This window comes from Paenibacillus montanisoli (genome assembly GCF_003268025.1).
Classification (GTDB): Bacteria; Bacillota; Bacilli; order Paenibacillales; family Paenibacillaceae; genus Paenibacillus_Z; species Paenibacillus_Z montanisoli.
This window is the reverse complement of the sequence record NZ_QLUW01000007.1, coordinates 42,004-56,257: the sequence shown is the minus strand read 5'-3', so window position 1 is coordinate 56,257 and position 14,254 is coordinate 42,004. Positions and strand designations below refer to the sequence as shown.

The 14,254-nt window shown below is 49.9% G+C and carries 17 protein-coding genes; 7 read left to right on the top strand and 10 right to left on the bottom strand.

Going from position 1 to position 14,254, the window contains the following annotated elements; translation table 11 throughout:
* The first annotated feature begins 59 nt into the window (after nucleotides 1–59).
* The 4 genes from DL346_RS27135 to DL346_RS27120 are packed head-to-tail and all read left to right on the top strand — an operon-like array spanning nucleotide 60 to nucleotide 1,946.
* Nucleotides 60–506, top strand: a complete 447-nt coding sequence (locus DL346_RS27135; RefSeq protein WP_112885527.1) for a hypothetical protein — start codon at nucleotides 60–62, stop codon at nucleotides 504–506.
* Nucleotide 507: 1 nt separating this feature from the next.
* Complete coding sequence (locus DL346_RS27130) at nucleotides 508–732, top strand: helix-turn-helix transcriptional regulator (RefSeq protein ID WP_112885526.1); 225 nt, start codon at nucleotides 508–510, stop codon at nucleotides 730–732.
* 15 nt (nucleotides 733–747) lie between these two features.
* Nucleotides 748–1,440, top strand: a complete 693-nt coding sequence (locus tag DL346_RS27125) for a DUF4386 domain-containing protein (RefSeq protein WP_112885525.1) — start codon at nucleotides 748–750, stop codon at nucleotides 1,438–1,440.
* 26 nt (nucleotides 1,441–1,466) lie between these two features.
* Nucleotides 1,467–1,946: a GNAT family N-acetyltransferase gene (locus DL346_RS27120; protein ID WP_112885524.1), complete on the top strand. Its 480-nt coding sequence runs from the start codon at nucleotides 1,467–1,469 to the stop codon at nucleotides 1,944–1,946.
* 172 nt (nucleotides 1,947–2,118) lie between these two features.
* On the opposite strand, the gene DL346_RS27115 is transcribed toward DL346_RS27120, so the two are convergent.
* Together DL346_RS27115 and DL346_RS27110 are read right to left on the bottom strand one after the other, a co-directional pair.
* Nucleotides 2,119–3,003, bottom strand: a complete 885-nt coding sequence (locus DL346_RS27115; RefSeq protein ID WP_112885523.1) for an alpha/beta fold hydrolase — start codon at nucleotides 3,001–3,003, stop codon at nucleotides 2,119–2,121.
* 165 nt (nucleotides 3,004–3,168) lie between these two features.
* Nucleotides 3,169–4,971, bottom strand: a complete 1,803-nt coding sequence (locus DL346_RS27110) for an MBL fold metallo-hydrolase (RefSeq protein WP_112885522.1) — start codon at nucleotides 4,969–4,971, stop codon at nucleotides 3,169–3,171.
* A gap of 181 nt (nucleotides 4,972–5,152) precedes the next feature.
* On the opposite strand from DL346_RS27110, the gene DL346_RS27105 reads away from it, so the two are divergent.
* Nucleotides 5,153–5,821, top strand: a complete 669-nt coding sequence (locus tag DL346_RS27105) for a lysoplasmalogenase (protein ID WP_240633462.1) — start codon at nucleotides 5,153–5,155, stop codon at nucleotides 5,819–5,821.
* A 6-nt stretch (nucleotides 5,822–5,827) separates the two neighbouring features.
* Here the strand turns inward: DL346_RS27105 and DL346_RS27100 are convergent, their stop codons facing one another.
* The gene (locus DL346_RS27100) at nucleotides 5,828–6,601 is read right to left on the bottom strand and encodes a TSUP family transporter (protein ID WP_112885521.1); all 774 of its coding nucleotides are present in this window, start codon (nucleotides 6,599–6,601) and stop codon (nucleotides 5,828–5,830) included.
* Nucleotides 6,602–7,105: 504 nt separating this feature from the next.
* Between DL346_RS27100 and yhdJ the strand changes: the two genes are divergently transcribed.
* Together yhdJ and DL346_RS27090 are read left to right on the top strand one after the other, a co-directional pair.
* The gene (gene yhdJ, locus DL346_RS27095; RefSeq protein WP_112885520.1) at nucleotides 7,106–7,993 is read left to right on the top strand and encodes an adenine-specific DNA-methyltransferase; all 888 of its coding nucleotides are present in this window, start codon (nucleotides 7,106–7,108) and stop codon (nucleotides 7,991–7,993) included.
* Nucleotides 7,994–8,102: 109 nt separating this feature from the next.
* The gene (locus DL346_RS27090) at nucleotides 8,103–8,624 is read left to right on the top strand and encodes a hypothetical protein (protein WP_112885519.1); all 522 of its coding nucleotides are present in this window, start codon (nucleotides 8,103–8,105) and stop codon (nucleotides 8,622–8,624) included.
* 73 nt (nucleotides 8,625–8,697) lie between these two features.
* Here DL346_RS27090 and DL346_RS29830 read toward each other — a convergent pair whose 3' ends face one another.
* From DL346_RS29830 to DL346_RS27065, 7 genes are all read right to left on the bottom strand, one after another.
* Nucleotides 8,698–9,570 (bottom strand): SRPBCC family protein, encoded by an 873-nt coding sequence (locus tag DL346_RS29830; protein WP_112885518.1) that lies wholly within the window; start codon nucleotides 9,568–9,570, stop codon nucleotides 8,698–8,700.
* Nucleotides 9,567–10,070 carry a MerR family transcriptional regulator gene (locus tag DL346_RS27080; protein ID WP_112885517.1) on the bottom strand — a complete coding sequence of 168 codons (504 nt, stop codon included), beginning with the start codon at nucleotides 10,068–10,070 and terminating at the stop codon, nucleotides 9,567–9,569. Before DL346_RS27080 ends, DL346_RS29830 begins: the two co-directional genes overlap by 4 nt.
* A 233-nt stretch (nucleotides 10,071–10,303) precedes the next feature.
* Nucleotides 10,304–10,411, bottom strand: coding sequence for a putative holin-like toxin (locus DL346_RS29670; RefSeq protein ID WP_240633461.1), 108 nt, complete (start codon nucleotides 10,409–10,411; stop codon nucleotides 10,304–10,306).
* Nucleotides 10,412–10,614: 203 nt separating this feature from the next.
* Nucleotides 10,615–10,782: a hypothetical protein gene (locus DL346_RS29230; protein WP_165822704.1), complete on the bottom strand. Its 168-nt coding sequence runs from the start codon at nucleotides 10,780–10,782 to the stop codon at nucleotides 10,615–10,617.
* 6 nt (nucleotides 10,783–10,788) lie between these two features.
* Nucleotides 10,789–11,571, bottom strand: coding sequence for a DUF4838 domain-containing protein (locus DL346_RS27075; RefSeq protein WP_112885516.1), 783 nt, complete (start codon nucleotides 11,569–11,571; stop codon nucleotides 10,789–10,791).
* A 23-nt stretch (nucleotides 11,572–11,594) separates the two neighbouring features.
* Complete coding sequence (locus DL346_RS27070; RefSeq protein ID WP_112885515.1) at nucleotides 11,595–12,716, bottom strand: GNAT family N-acetyltransferase; 1,122 nt, start codon at nucleotides 12,714–12,716, stop codon at nucleotides 11,595–11,597.
* 95 nt (nucleotides 12,717–12,811) lie between these two features.
* A complete protein-coding gene (locus DL346_RS27065) occupies nucleotides 12,812–13,951 on the bottom strand; it encodes an enolase C-terminal domain-like protein (RefSeq protein WP_240633484.1) in 1,140 nt (379 codons plus the stop codon).
* Between the last annotated feature and the right edge of the window lie 303 nt (nucleotides 13,952–14,254).

The following is a 14,254-nucleotide window of genomic DNA, read 5'->3' as shown; positions in this document are numbered from 1 at the left end:
TACCTTATGTATAGAATACTTTACATCATGTACATTAAAATATACAGGAGGCTTCAAGCATGACCTATCAAGAAAAGAAGAGTATCGTATCCCTCATTAGCGCCATACTCATTTTCGGATTTTATTGTGCCTACATGTATCCCCGGCGCCCTGAAGGAGATCTGATGTCGGCGGAAACGTTTCGCTACTGGGGCTCCTTCGTGCTCATTCTGATGTTGGTTTCCATCATCGCGCACATCGTCATCAGCATTATTTTCAACATCGTCTTCAGGATGACGACCGGAGAAAAGGAACCCGCCTTCGCCGACGAACTGGATAAACTCATTGAACTCAGAGCGCACCGAAATTCCTTCTTCGTGTTCATCATCGGCTTTCTTCTTGCCATGGGTTCACTGGTTTACGATCAGCCCTCGCAGATCATGTTCATCATCCTGATCGCCTCCGGTTTTATCTCTGATGTGACCGGATCCGCTACTAAACTTTATCATTATCGGAAAGGAGTCTAGTATGGGCAAACATCTTGTCGGCAACCACATCCGCAGACTACGGTTCAATCATAATGAAATGACCCAGCAACAGCTGGCTGACAAGGTAGGCGTGACCAGGCAAACCATCGTGGCACTGGAGAAGGGAAATTACTCCCCGTCTCTGGAACTGGCTTTTCGTATCGCGCTTGCCTTCAATTTACCGTTGGAGGAAGTATTCTTTTATGGGGAAAATACGGAGGAATAAAGGGAGGCAAACCCTATGCATTTCTCGAATAGAACGGCTGCCACAATGATAGGCGTTTTCTTTATCCTTGCGGCTGTTACGGCAGTTCTAGGCGGACTCATTTTCTATGATCCGATTCTGCAGGAGCCCGATTACCTTACTAAAGGCGCTGAACACGGCAATCAAGTCATACTTGGAGCGCTAATGGAGCTGATGCTTGTCGTTTCGGCGGTCGGTACGGCAACGACCATGTTTCCAATCTTGCGTAAATACAATGAAACGGTCGCGCTCTGGCATCTATGCTTCCGATTTCTTGAAGCGATTATTATCACGATTGGCGTCATCAGCGTGCTGTCGCTGCTGACTTTAAGCCGCGAGTTTATAGCCGCAGAGGCTCCGGATCTCGCAGCTTTCCAAACCTCGGGTACGATCTTAAAGGCCATCCATGACTGGACATTCATGCTCGGGCCGCTTTTCATGCTGGGTATCAATACGATGATGTACAGCTGCATCTTCTTTAGAGCCAAGCTCGTACCACGGTTTATCCCCATCTTGGGTATGACGGGGGCAGCCCTTGTTTTTCTGTGCACCTTGCTGGTCATGTTCGGCGTCATTGAACAAGTTTCATTTTGGGGCGCTATTCTGGCAATGCCCGTAGCCGCAAATGAAATGACTCTCGCGGTGTGGCTCATTGTTAAAGGATTCAATAAAGGCCCGCTTACGCTATAATACAGGTAGAAACGGAGGTTATTTCATTGATCATTCGAGACATCCAGACAAAAGATAACGCCGCCATCGAGCGAGTCATACGGGAATGCCTGATCGAATTCGGAGGCAATCGGGCTGGGCTGGCTTGGGAAGACGAGAGCTTAAGCCATCTTGCCGACTACTATAGAGCAGAGGGAAGAGCATACTGGGTCGTTGAGCAGGACGGCGAGGTTGTTGGAGGCTGCGGCATAGCTCCATTTGCCGATTCCACTGAAATCTGCGAGTTGCAAAAGATGTACTTGCTGCCCAGCGCAAGGGGTACGGGCATTGCAGCATCTATGCTGGACACTGCGGTAGCGTTTGCCCGTCTTCATTATCGGCGGTGTTACTTGGAAACACTAAGGAATATGACTGCCGCGAACCGCTTCTATGCGAAGCATGGCTTCGCGCAGCTGGACGCTCCGCTTGCGGGCTCGGAACATTTTGCTTGCGATGCTTGGTATATCAAGAGCTTGAAAGAAGAGTGATAAACGTGTCAGCAGCCGTCTATCTGGCATTGGACGAACCGAAAGGTTTTGTGGAGGAACTCGAGCGGCTGCGCGCCTTTCGATCATAGTTCACATCATTAAAGGCCAGAACCCTCAGAAGAGGAGCTCTGGCCTTTAGTTTGGGCATTTGAAAATGAAGAAAAACGGTCAGTCAACCAGACCCGCTTCTGCGATATTCGAACGGATTACATCCAGGAATCTCGTCGAGCGGCGCGTCGAAGAAGAATCGGTCGACAAGTTGAATGACAACGTCGAATTGCTCGAGATGGAAAATATGATCCGCACGACAAATCGTCGTATACGCTGAATTTGAGAAGGATTGGGCGATTTCACGGCAATACTCCGGTTTCGTGAACAAATCATGCTCCCCGGTAAAAATCAAAGCCGGCACATTAGGCGAGTTCTCGATGTTGAGCGGGGGATGAGTCAACAGCCGAAGCGTATTGGCAACGTACTTTTCGACCAGGTCCGGAGACAATTGCAGCAACTGACTGCGGAATAGCTTCATCACGAGCCTGCGCCGATTGATTTCAATCCGCGGATCCGTGTTAATTAGCCCGTTCACTACATCATCAGCGAACTTATCGGTGTCTCCACGCTGTAAATGCTCAATCGTCCGTATGACGCCATCTCTTGAGGCGTGCGGTATTTCCTTCATAATGCCCGCCAGCAACAGGCGGGATACACGATGAGGGTGTTGTTTCGCGAATTCGTAGGCAATTGGCGTGGAGTAAGATGCCGAAAGCACCTTTACCCGTTCGATTGACAGGTGATCAAGGGTCTGTACCACCCCCCGCACCAGATAGTCTAATCCGTACTCTTTAGGCAGCAAATCAGATTTGCCCACTCCGGGGAGATCAACCAATATCATTGCGCATCTATCTTTAAAATATCGCACGAACTTATCCCAGGCATCCATATTCTGAAACGCGCCGCTCAAGAATAGAATAGGTTCCTGTATGCCATTTTCACAGTCGATCTGACGAGCGTAATAACGGAAGCCCTCTAACGATAGCTCTACCTCGCGTATGGACATAAACGTCACCTTCCATTAGTTACTCGCACTCCACGATCCGATTTTCACATCATTAAATCATATGAATATTTAAGCTCGTTTCAAAACTCGCACGCGAGTCCCGGAGAAATGGAGTTTCATGAAAAAGGAGCGAAGGCATCTATCCCGCCTCGCTCCTTACTTCGTTTATGTCACTGTAACAAGCGCTTCAGCCTGCTGTCCCAGCTTACGGTCCCCTATCTTGATATCGGCGGCGATTCGAGCGCGCTTGATGAAGAGGCCTTCAGGCGCGGTTAAATGAAACCGTACCTTGTCTGCGACGTGCGGATCTAACTCCAGCTGCAGCGTCTTGGTCTCCGCATTCCAATTCGGCGGCGTTATCAATTGAACCGTCACCTTTTCCCTGCGCGGAAACGGGTTTAACACCTCTACCTCGATTTCGGCCGATTCTCCCCCTCTAAGTTCAATTTGGTATGGCTTTATCCATGCGCAAAAGCCTTCGGCCCCTAGATCGAGCGTATCGAGCGGCAGCAGCTCGTCATGAAGCCGCTTTAACTCTTCCCCGTCCCGCTTCAGTTTATCGAAGTAGCTTTCCTCTACCCACAAAGGATCCCAATGGCCGGATATAATGAGATCGGGATTCAGCTTTCGGTACAGCTCCGCGCTTAATAGGTAATCATGGGAACGAAACCGGTTCTTGTAGACGTAATTGTTTAAATTCCCGTCGTTGCCTTGCTGATCCCCTATCGCCAATACGCGTTTACCATCGGCTTCGAACGAGATGGCCACCGCATACAACGTATGGCCCGGTTGTTCGTAGACGCGAATGTCGTATTCCTCCCAGGCGATCGACTGCTCGAGCGGCAATCTGCGGTCCACCGGAATCGGGTCATACCAAATGCAGGGTACGTCGTAGCGCGAAGGACTTTCGAATAGATCGGCAAAATTATCGGCTGCCCACGTCTCGGTCCCTTCGACATCGCGCAATAGGTTAATCCCGGCCACGTGATCGTCATGATAATGAGTCGGTATGACCACGTCGATCTTAGTGACGTTGTATTGCTTTTTCAACCATTCGATCGGGTAGAGGTTCGGCCGGCGCGATGCGCGATCCGTTCCCGCGGTAAAAATCTGATGGATATTGGAATAGCCGTAGTCGATGAGAAGCGCTTTGCCGCTCTTGGAGATGAGCGCATAGGAATTGGCAAAGCTGCGCGAGTTCCACAGCAGATGAGGCGTGATTTCCCGAAATGCCGGTGACCTGAAGTTTTCGAAATCCGAATACTGGCCGCGTAAGCGAAGAAGCTGTTCCAGCTTCTCGATCAAAGGGCTGATTGCGGAAGCGGGATGCTCCATGATGTCGCCATGTGAAGGCAGCAGCATGTCCAAGCCCTTCTCGCGAAGAACCGATAAAGAGAGGATCGAGTGCATGACCCCTTCACAGCCGTTATAGGACCATTGGGTCGCGGACATGGACCAAACCTTTCCCGGACCGGCGATCAAATCTCCCGTAAAGGCCGTTCGTTTACCGTCCAGTTCGACTGTAAGCGTAATCGATCCCGTTGTATGGCCGGGCGTAGGAACGACGTTAAACGAGTATCCTCCAAACATATGGATCGAGTAATCCTTCAAAGTACCGGCAATGGGTACGGGTTCGAGCAAGGAGAACTTGTCCTGGCGCACATTGTAGTTGTTGTAAACTTCGCGGCCATGCCAGTGCAGGTCGATATTCGCAAATAAATCCTGCTCGTGATGGGGTACCCAGATGCGCGCACCTGCCGCGACCGCTTTCTGCAGGCCTTGCCCTTGATCCCGATGATGATGCGTCATAAGTACATCCGTTACGTTGTCGACGCCAATTGACGCCAGTTCTTCGAGCACGGTGCCCGATCCAAAATCGATCAAGACCGCCTCTCTGCCGTTTTTAATTACATATACGTGGCAAGTATCTTCATGTTGGTATAGATGCGAGGAAATCGGCTTTAGCATAGGTTACGCCTCCTATTCTTTTCCACACCTATTTTCTCGTTCACGTGCCCAAATTCCTTTCTTAATTGCGTTAATTCAGATGAAATCATTGTCAGCCCACATTACCCTCCAGCGGCAGGAAACTGGAAGACTTATGCAGAATGAAGTAGATCAACCACATTTGAACTAGGAGGAGCTACCATTGATTCGTAAGTTGCTTCCGTATGCTATCGGCCTCATGAGCATCCTGTATATTTTCATCGTTCCATCCGAGCCGGAAGGGCTCAAGCTCGTTTTCAAACTGATTCCTATGGCGCTCATTCTGGCGTATGCCATCTTGGTCTGCCCGCCATCACGGCAACCGAAACATTGGCTTCTCCTGCTAGGCTTGCTCTTCTCCATGTGCGGCGACGGTCTGATGAAATGGTTCGTAGCCGGGCTCACCGCGTTTCTGATCGGACATCTGTTCTACACCGCATCCTTCTTGCGCCGGTTCCGTTTTTCTTGGCTGCGCGCCGCTGCTCTCATTCCGATTGCTCTCTATGCCGGGCTTATGGGGCAGCGTCTGGTACATGCGCTCCAAGACAGCGGACAGAGCGAACTCATCGCGCCTGTGCTCATCTATATAGCCGTCATCTCGCTAATGGCCTGGACAGCGATTATGACAGGCAACCTATACGCTATAATCGGATCGCTGCTTTTTCTTGCTTCCGATTCCATCCTGTCATGGAACATGTTTGTTTCCGATATTCCCCGCTCCGGCATATGGATCATGACCACCTACTATACGGCACAATTTTTCATTGCTTCTAGCTTGCGGGAGCCCTTAATACATGCCAAACACATTCACACCCGCCATGCATGGCATTAAATATCTCTAGTTCTCGCCCGAAATCAATGTCCAAAGCTGCCTGCCGATCAATGCCACCGTAACCAAGACAAAAAGCAGCTTTACATACCGGGCCCCTTGCCGGATGGCCAGCCGCGAGCCGGCCAAGGAACCAAGCACCATTGAGGCTCCCATCAAGAGGCCTATGCGGAAATCAACCCAGCCAAGCGCCAAAAACACGATCAGGCTTGACACATTGCTCGTAAAATTAAGCAGCTTTGCATTGCCTGCCGCTTGAATAAAGTCAAAACCCAGCAGCAAAAAAATGAAAATCAGAAACGAGCCGGTTCCCGGCCCAAAAAAGCCGTCATATCCGCCCAGCAGGAAGGCGGCCGCAACCATGCCGATCTTCACGGCGGCCGTAGTCTTACGCCTGGCGGATCCCTCCATGCCCCAATTTCGCTTCAGCAGCGTGTATATCGTAACGCCAATGAGCATGACGACAATGGCCGGCCGCAGCCAATCCGACGGAATCAATTGAAGCAGGAGCGCTCCTCCCGCCGCGCCGATCGCCGTAAATGGGACAAGCTTGCCCGTGCTGCGCAAATTGATGTTGCCGGAATGCAAGAAAGCGAGCGTACTCGTAACCGACGACATCGACGCAGAGAGCTTGTTCGTCCCAAGCGCCAAATGCGGAGGCAGTCCCGCGGCCAGTAATACCGGCACCGAAACCAAGCCTCCTCCGCCTACTGACGAGTCAATAAAGGCGGCAAGAAACCCGCCGATAACAATTAATGCGATAATTTCCCATGTCAACTCCATAGCTATTTATGTTAAACCCCTCTCTATCTTTAAAAAAACGGTTAAGCGAGTCAAAACCGACTTATTCAGAATCCCAAAATTCGATCGCAATTTCAATCTAAAGATAAAAAAATCCCCCTTCCAAAGCCATTGGAAGAGGTATTTTTGCATGTAGTGAACGATCCAGATAAAACATTTATGCCGCTAAATGCTCTTCAACCGGCACACTCGCCTTCTTCTCGAATGCAAGCTTCACGCCGAGCACGAGGAACACCAAATGAACGAGTTAGAAAAACGGCAGATACGTTATTTGTGCTTTCTACATCCTTATCGTAGCGGTTGAGGCATTCCTGCCATAAGAGCACCGCATTCCCAATGGGTGGGAAAACGCATTGGAAAAAACAAAATTACGGCGGCAGGAGGCGGTTTGCCTTGCCCGCGAGTCCCGGGGGGATGTATCATAAAGCTTAACGTTGTAAACCTTCCAAACAGAAATCAATTTCAAGTTAAGATTAGGTGATATGCATGTCATGGAGTGACTATTTTACGGATACTAGCTTTGAACATATGCACAATGATCATAGTTTCATTGGACTGGGAGACAGTCTGGAGCTGCTAAAGAACACCCGATCCGCTTCCGTCGATTTGATCTTTGCTGACCCGCCTTACAATATCGGAAAAGATTTCGGGGGAGTAAAGGATAAATGGGAATCAAAGGGCGAGTACCTCGATTGGTGTAAATGCTGGATTGATGAATGTTTTCGCGTATTAAAGGATGACGGTTCGTTTTATTTCATGAATGCGACGCAATTTATCCCTTACCTGGATGTGTATGTGCAGGAAAATTACAATGTCCTGTCCAGAATCGTATGGAGCTATGATAGCTCGGGGGTACAGTCGAAGAGGATGTTTGGCTCGCTATACGAGCCGATTCTTCTGACGAATAAATCTTCGAAGGCAACCTACACTTTCAACGCCCAAGACATCCTTGTAGACGCTAAAACCGGTTCCGAAAGGCAATTGATCGATTATCGCAAAGATCCCCCGCAACCTTATAATACCAAGAAGGTTCCAGGCAACGTTTGGGAGATCCCGCGTGTAAGATTTAAGATGGAAGAGTACGAAAATCACCCTACACAGAAACCGGAATCACTGCTGGAACGAATCATACTAGCCAGCTCTAATAAAGGGGACATCGTGTTAGACCCGTTTGGCGGTTCATTCTCTACAGCGGCCACGGCTATTAAGCTGGGGAGGAAAGCGATCTCTTTTGAAATAGAACCTGCTTATTATAAAATCGGGATTAGACGTACAGAAATCGCCCATGAATATAAAGGTGAAGCTCTCCAGAAGGATAAGAGCAGAAAGACCAGAAATCTCTCAAAGAAGGATCGGGGTCAACACCAGATTTAACGTTGTTAAATTAAGAAGCCGTGCAAAATTTGCAAGGCTTCTTTGTTATGTTTCCTACAGAATAAACAAAAAGTCCATTGCGCATACTTTACTAATGGAGGTGTTTACTTTGGAAAAGCTCATATGTTTCAGTGCTTCATCATTCGGGAAAGCATACGCCAATTTTATGAGAGCCGTTGCCAAGCCTTCAAGAATAAACGAACAGCATCAAAAAGAATGGGACTTCATTGGTTCGGAATTGTATTCCGTATGGGCCATGAAATACAGCAAGAAAAATAATTTGCTATGGAACAAAATTAATATAGGCGATATGGCTTTATTTTATGGAGATAGAAAGTTTATTGGTTATGGAAGGATTAAATTCACCGTACAGAATGAAAGGATAGCCAAAGAGTACTTTCATGATCCGATCTATAGTTTGATTATCGGCCTAGAACCGGTGGTATTAGTTGAAAGCAACCGTGAAAAGATGTGGCAGCTATTTAGATATGCGGCAGGCGCGAGAGTTCAAGGAATGATGATTCCTAATTTACAAAAGCAACAACGTATACTTAGTAATTATGAAACGATCTTCGATTTTCTAAAGTACATATTAGACTTAGATGAGATGCCCGATCATGAAGCGTTATAAAGGCTTTCCGACGTACTGGAGGGATTGGATTCGCTAGGAGGGAACCCAATCCCTCCAGAACTATGATCCCCTCCTATTCGGAGAGCTTCTTTAAGAGTGATCCGAGCCTGTCTAAATTTTGTTCATTCGCTTCCTCGCAAAGAGGTTTGAGCTTCTTGTAATCTTCCAGGGATTCGAAAGCCTGCCGGAAGCTTACCTCTGTCTTGCCGCCGTCGTCCTGGAATGTGGCGGTAAGGGTGAAACGCGGGCTGGACTCGTGCCGCACCACGATGCGGTCAGGGCCGATTTCCTGAAAAACGCTTCGGTTGGGGTAGCCGGTATCGTTTGGGCCATGCATCGTAAACTCCCAAGCGCCTCCGGGCCTTAAATCGAACGTGTGAAACGTATTCGTAAAACCGTTAGGCCCCCACCACTGGGCAAGAAGCTCCGGCTCCGTCCAAGCCCGGTATACTGCATTTCGAGGCACATCGAACCCCCGGCGAGATACGAGCTCGAACGTTTCCGCGTTGCTCTCCCCGAGAGATTTTCCGAGAAGATCCAGCAATTCCTTGGTTCCTTGCTCACGTTGTTCCGGCGTATCATAGCCGTCGAAAAACGTTCCTTGCTCCGTAAATATCAGTTTGACGCCCTCACTGGCCGGGATAAATTCAACCGTAGTGATGGAAACCGATATCCGGATGTCATCTTGGTCCAAACTGTACGTGTAGACCAATCGTTCATTGGGTACGATCTCTTGGTAATAAGCCTCAAATGTAAAGACAGGCCCGCCCGGAGGGCCGCCGCGGCCAATTTCCCGTCCGCCAACGCGGAATTCGAATTCCTCTGCAGGCTGAAACCAACGGGCCTTGGCGCTCCGGTCCGACCATGCCGCAAACGCCCTTTCAAGAGAAGCTTGGTACATGCGCTCGATTTTGAATGTAGAATGCGTCGTAAAGCGTTGTTTCATGAGTCTTCCTCCTTTGTGTGTTCATTTCTTGTTTCGTTTAGAAAATCGCCGAGCTGATCAAACCGGCGCTCCCAGTCCAACCGGCGCTCAATAATAACTTTTTCATGGCTTGCCTTCATCGTTTCCAGCAGTGAAATAAACGTATCCGCATTAAGCGGCTGCTTATCGCTCATCCGTTCGGCCACGCGTTCGAGTTCGGCCAGAAGCTTCTGTTGGGTTCTAATCGTTTGCCGGACCCGTTTAATCTGTATAGCCACGATGTCATAAGGAGTATACGCATGACCGTTCAACACCTTCTGAATGTCTTCAAGCGATAAGCCCAAATCCTTAAGGGACAATATCTGTTGCAGCCGTCCGATATCGGCTTCGTTATATAACCGATGACCGGATTCGGAATGCCCCGACGGTGAAAATAAGCCGATCTGATCGTAAAATCGCAGGGTGCGGACCGTTATTCCGGTCGACTTGGCAAGATCCCCCACCTTCCAATACTGCCGCATAATCCACTCCTTTCCTTTTCGCTAGCTGTTTACCGGTGTCTTCAGTATAAAACATGACGTAACGTAAGGTGCAACAACTTCTCTTCTTGCACGTATACACTCGCGCCTTTATAATAAAAATAAAGAAGGAGCCGTGCTGTAACACGTCTCCTCCGGCACAGTAGACCGCTTCAAAGGCGGCCGGCTTCGGAATATCGATCGGAAATAGACCGTTTTCCTGGTAGAGGGGCGGTCTATTTCTTTTGGTTAAACACTGCGACGATGGCAACAACCAGCGTCAGCAGCGCAATAAGCAGCGCGCCAAAACTGATCATCAACGTCAAAGCGTCCTTAACCTCCATGGGCATCCCTCCCTTCACGGAGAGGTAGCCGACCGCCCTTGCAAGCCATTCTATGTGCTTGTCCTATTATAGCAGACGAAGCAATCTCCGATAAATTATAAAAGATTTCTCATAAACATTTCCAAAACAGAACGGGCCATCCCATATGGGTGGCCCTCTTCATATTCGCTCATTGCAATCTTTTGTATATCCCACGCAGCATTTTATTTCCCAATTGCCCGAGCGTAAGCGGCTATCGGCGGCTCGCCGAAAGCCTGCTCGTAGTCCTCTCCCAACCATACGCCGAAGTTGGTCTGCCGGCTGAACCCGAGGCTCCGGTAATACTCCGCGTCTTGGCGAATGACCTCTTCGTAAAAAGGCAGCGGCTTCAACGGTTTTTACCACTTTAAAAACCGGGAGTTATCCATCCAGTATTCCAGAATTTGAGCGCCCTCTTGCCCAAACAGCTGCAGCAGACCGGGCAGGTGTTCGAGCTCCTTAAAGTTCTCCGGGCAATCCGGATCGTTGATCGCTCGGGCCGAATCGCGGTAGATGGGGGCGTATTCCAGAAAAATCCCAGACTCGGGCCGCACGGTCTTCGGAGCTTGAATCGTATCCTGGTAAGCCAAGTAGCAATGCTCAGCCGCCTGATCGAACCGCCGAATCCCCCGCAGGATATAATTGTAGAACATCATCGCCTGATCGGAGGCGGACAAAGCCCGGCAGCTCCCGCAATGGCAAGCGCTGTTCGTTACATCATCGATCCAAAAATAGTACCGCCCCGTCATTGAGGGCAAAGCACGAGCCAGCTCCTCCGACCGGTTCTCCAGAAAATCGAGCGCTTCCGCGCTGGATGCGCACAAGTTAAAGTCGGGATTCCGATTTCCGGTCTCTTCCATCCGGAACCAGTCGGGATGCTCGGAGAAAAGAGCTCGCGGAACGAGCCATGACATGGCGTGAGCTTCGAACTCGAGATCCACGTTCAGCTCTTTCATCTGTTCCGCGAATTGTCCAAAAATCGGCGTCTTTACGAATTCCAGCGTTTTTTCGAGTTCCTCGAGCGCTCCAGCTCCCCAACCCGGATGAATCCCTACCAGATTAAGGCCAGAACGAGCGATCAGGTCCGCCCAATAGGGGCCAACCTCCTCGGGTAAAATGAGTATGCCGCGTTTATCTCCCATGTCGCATGTCTCCTCTAAGCCAATTAAAACTTATCGGACATATACCAGAAAATAGGAAGCGGAAACCATCCGGCGGGTACGACAGCCCCCGTATAACGGCCGTGCGGCGTAAGCAGAAGCGTCTGTGCCTGCTTCTTATCCAGCTCGACTGCACCTGGCTTAGCCGACCGTTCGACCGTCACGCCGTTCTCGTCCACGCGAGCGGTAACGGGCTGGCCGTCCAGCACGGCGGAGAATTCGCCCGGCGCAAGTCCGGTCGTCCCATGCTTAAGCGCCAAATAGGCTTCCAACACACGGGCAAAGTCTACAATATGGTACATATCGGCTGTCTCAATCGCGTAATTCTCCGCAAAACGACTAAGACTCTCATTCATCTCCGTCTCGTACTCAGGCACCAATACCGATATCCAGTCCGAACTCGAATGGGCCAAATAAGCCTTGATCGCTCGCGGAATATCATTGGCATGTTCCATGGCGAGCTCGGTTATTTGATCGCCTGTCTTGTTGACGACCAAATAGCCGATCAGCTTGTCCTCATCCAACACGCCAAAGGTTTTTTGCTCAAAACCATTTAAGATATGCGGCATTTGCTGCAAATCGCGATGAACGAACGCGGGCCGAGCCTCGTTCAGCTTGCGCGCAAAGGCTGCCGCGCCTTCGATCTCGAACAGCGGGCGAATAGACAGCCCTTTTACGTTCACGTTTTTCAATGCATGACGAGAATTGACTTCTCCCACGGAATACTTGATTTTTACCCCTCCAAGGGTGAAATCGAAGTACTCATACCGCTGCCGCTGCCCCCATAATACGACCATATCGTACGATCCGGGCACTTCTTCGGCTAGCCATTTGTTCATAAGCACCTTCATATGCCCTTCCCCGCGAGCCCTTGGATGCACCGATACAATTCCCAGGAATCCGATTCGCAGCGGAAGGCCGCTTACGTTCATCAGCTCCGGGTACACGGCTACTTGCGCGCGCAGCCGGCCCTGCTCATCCACGGCGACCATGTGCATCGACGACGAATCCATGTCCTTGCTGTACACTTTGGGAATCACGGATTCTACATCAATCTTGAAGGCATAGTTGGCTAAATCGATATATTCCTCACGCTCATCCGGTCTTGCCTTTCTGTATTCCAGCATGATGTTATCTCCCTTTGTGTAATGATTCTTACATTATACAAAAAAATAAGAACCTCGATAGCAACGGATTAAAAGTGCAGTACTAATGACAAATCCTAACGGCTCCATCCGTTTGCCAGGACCTGTCCCGCAAACAGTTCCTCGTCAAAATCGAGACCGAAGCCTGCCTTATCAGGGACATGGAACAGGCCGTTCTCTACCCGATAAGCGGAGGCATCCATGCCTTGGATCGTAATGTCGTCGTATTCGACGAATTCGAAATTCCGAATGGCAGCGGCTATATGGCCGAGCGCGTAGATGCCGTATGCGTTGCCGTAGCAATGCGGCGCGGAACGCAGTCCCATTTGATCAAGCTGCGCGCCAAGCTCCAGCCAGTGCGTGAAGCCCGGATAAATAATGTCGTACTGCAAGACGTCGACAAGGCCGTTCTTCGCCCAGTTGACGAGATGGGGAGACGCAAGCCCCTCTCCGTCCGCAATGTGTACGCTTTGTCCACGCTCGCGGAGCCATGCTTTCAGATCGGCATACAATGCATCGTCTTCGTGAAACGCCTCTTCGATCCAGTACAGGTTCACGTCTGCGGCGGCTGCCAGCACTTCTTTGGTTAAATTCAAATTATATGCATTATTGGCATCAATCATAATCCGCCCCTCCGGTCCGGCGACCTCGGCAATGCCATGAATAATCGCTATATCCCGCTTCGTCCCTTCCCATAGCGGCATGTGCCTGCCGCCCCGGCCGACCTTGATCTTGAAATTCCGGTGGCCTTTGGACATTCCTTGCGCCGCTTCCTCTTTCATTAAAGCTACCGCATCCCGGTCATTCTGCAAATGCAAATCGTCAAAATACAGCGAAGTATCGTAACAGGGCACCACAAGCGGAGAAACCCGATTGGAATCGGCTATCAATTTGTATACGGGAGCGTTCTGTCTGCGCCCCAGCCAGTCCAAAATCGGATATTCGAGCGGGATCCGGTACGGTTCAAGCACCTTGCCGTTTTGATCGAACAGATCCGCCAGCCTCATGCCGACAACGGCCTCCGCCATGCTCTCCGTCAACAATCCCGTACTTCCGAAGCCTGTCTCACCGTCAATCGTAATGCGGGCGATACGAACGGAGCAGCTTTTGCCGTGATCCCCGATCCTGCCGTTCGAACCCGCGCTTCTTGCACGTTCGCCCGTAAGAGTCGCGATCTCGATCTTTTCGATTTTCCATTCAGGCTGAATGATAGACATATCCACTACATTCACGCTCCCCATAGTTTAATGATTCGTTCTTCATTTAAACCGCCTTTTACCAAGTTTACTTAAAAGCCCGTTCCCAAGTTCTTCGCGGGCAGAGGAGTATATTCCTTTTTACAGGTCCGATCGTCATCCGGATAAATTCAATTTTAATCGTATGTTCCCGTTCCTAAGTAGACATAATTATAGTAGAATCGAACATATGATCTACTATTTTTGTGATATGAAAGGATGAACGTTCGCCAAATGGATACTCCTGTACCAAATAGTCCTTCATCCGGATCTAAGACCTCTTTG

Bases quoted from the DNA above. Each gene is read 5' to 3' on its own strand.
- DL346_RS27135 (WP_112885527.1), top strand. From the start codon at position 60: ATGACCTATCAAGAAAAGAAGAGTATCGTATCCCTCATTAGCGCCATA.
- DL346_RS27130 (WP_112885526.1), top strand. From the start codon at position 508: ATGGGCAAACATCTTGTCGGCAACCACATCCGCAGACTACGGTTCAAT.
- DL346_RS27125 (WP_112885525.1), top strand. From the start codon at position 748: ATGCATTTCTCGAATAGAACGGCTGCCACAATGATAGGCGTTTTCTTT.
- DL346_RS27115 (WP_112885523.1), bottom strand. From the start codon at position 3,003: ATGTCCATACGCGAGGTAGAGCTATCGTTAGAGGGCTTCCGTTATTAC.
- DL346_RS27110 (WP_112885522.1), bottom strand. From the start codon at position 4,971: ATGCTAAAGCCGATTTCCTCGCATCTATACCAACATGAAGATACTTGC.
- DL346_RS27100 (WP_112885521.1), bottom strand. From the start codon at position 6,601: ATGGAGTTGACATGGGAAATTATCGCATTAATTGTTATCGGCGGGTTT.
- yhdJ (WP_112885520.1), top strand. From the start codon at position 7,106: ATGTCATGGAGTGACTATTTTACGGATACTAGCTTTGAACATATGCAC.
- DL346_RS29830 (WP_112885518.1), bottom strand. From the start codon at position 9,570: ATGAAACAACGCTTTACGACGCATTCTACATTCAAAATCGAGCGCATG.
- DL346_RS27080 (WP_112885517.1), bottom strand. From the start codon at position 10,070: ATGCGGCAGTATTGGAAGGTGGGGGATCTTGCCAAGTCGACCGGAATA.
- DL346_RS29670 (WP_240633461.1), bottom strand. From the start codon at position 10,411: ATGGAGGTTAAGGACGCTTTGACGTTGATGATCAGTTTTGGCGCGCTG.
- DL346_RS27075 (WP_112885516.1), bottom strand. From the start codon at position 11,571: ATGGGAGATAAACGCGGCATACTCATTTTACCCGAGGAGGTTGGCCCC.
- DL346_RS27070 (WP_112885515.1), bottom strand. From the start codon at position 12,716: ATGCTGGAATACAGAAAGGCAAGACCGGATGAGCGTGAGGAATATATC.
- DL346_RS27065 (WP_240633484.1), bottom strand. From the start codon at position 13,951: ATGTCTATCATTCAGCCTGAATGGAAAATCGAAAAGATCGAGATCGCG.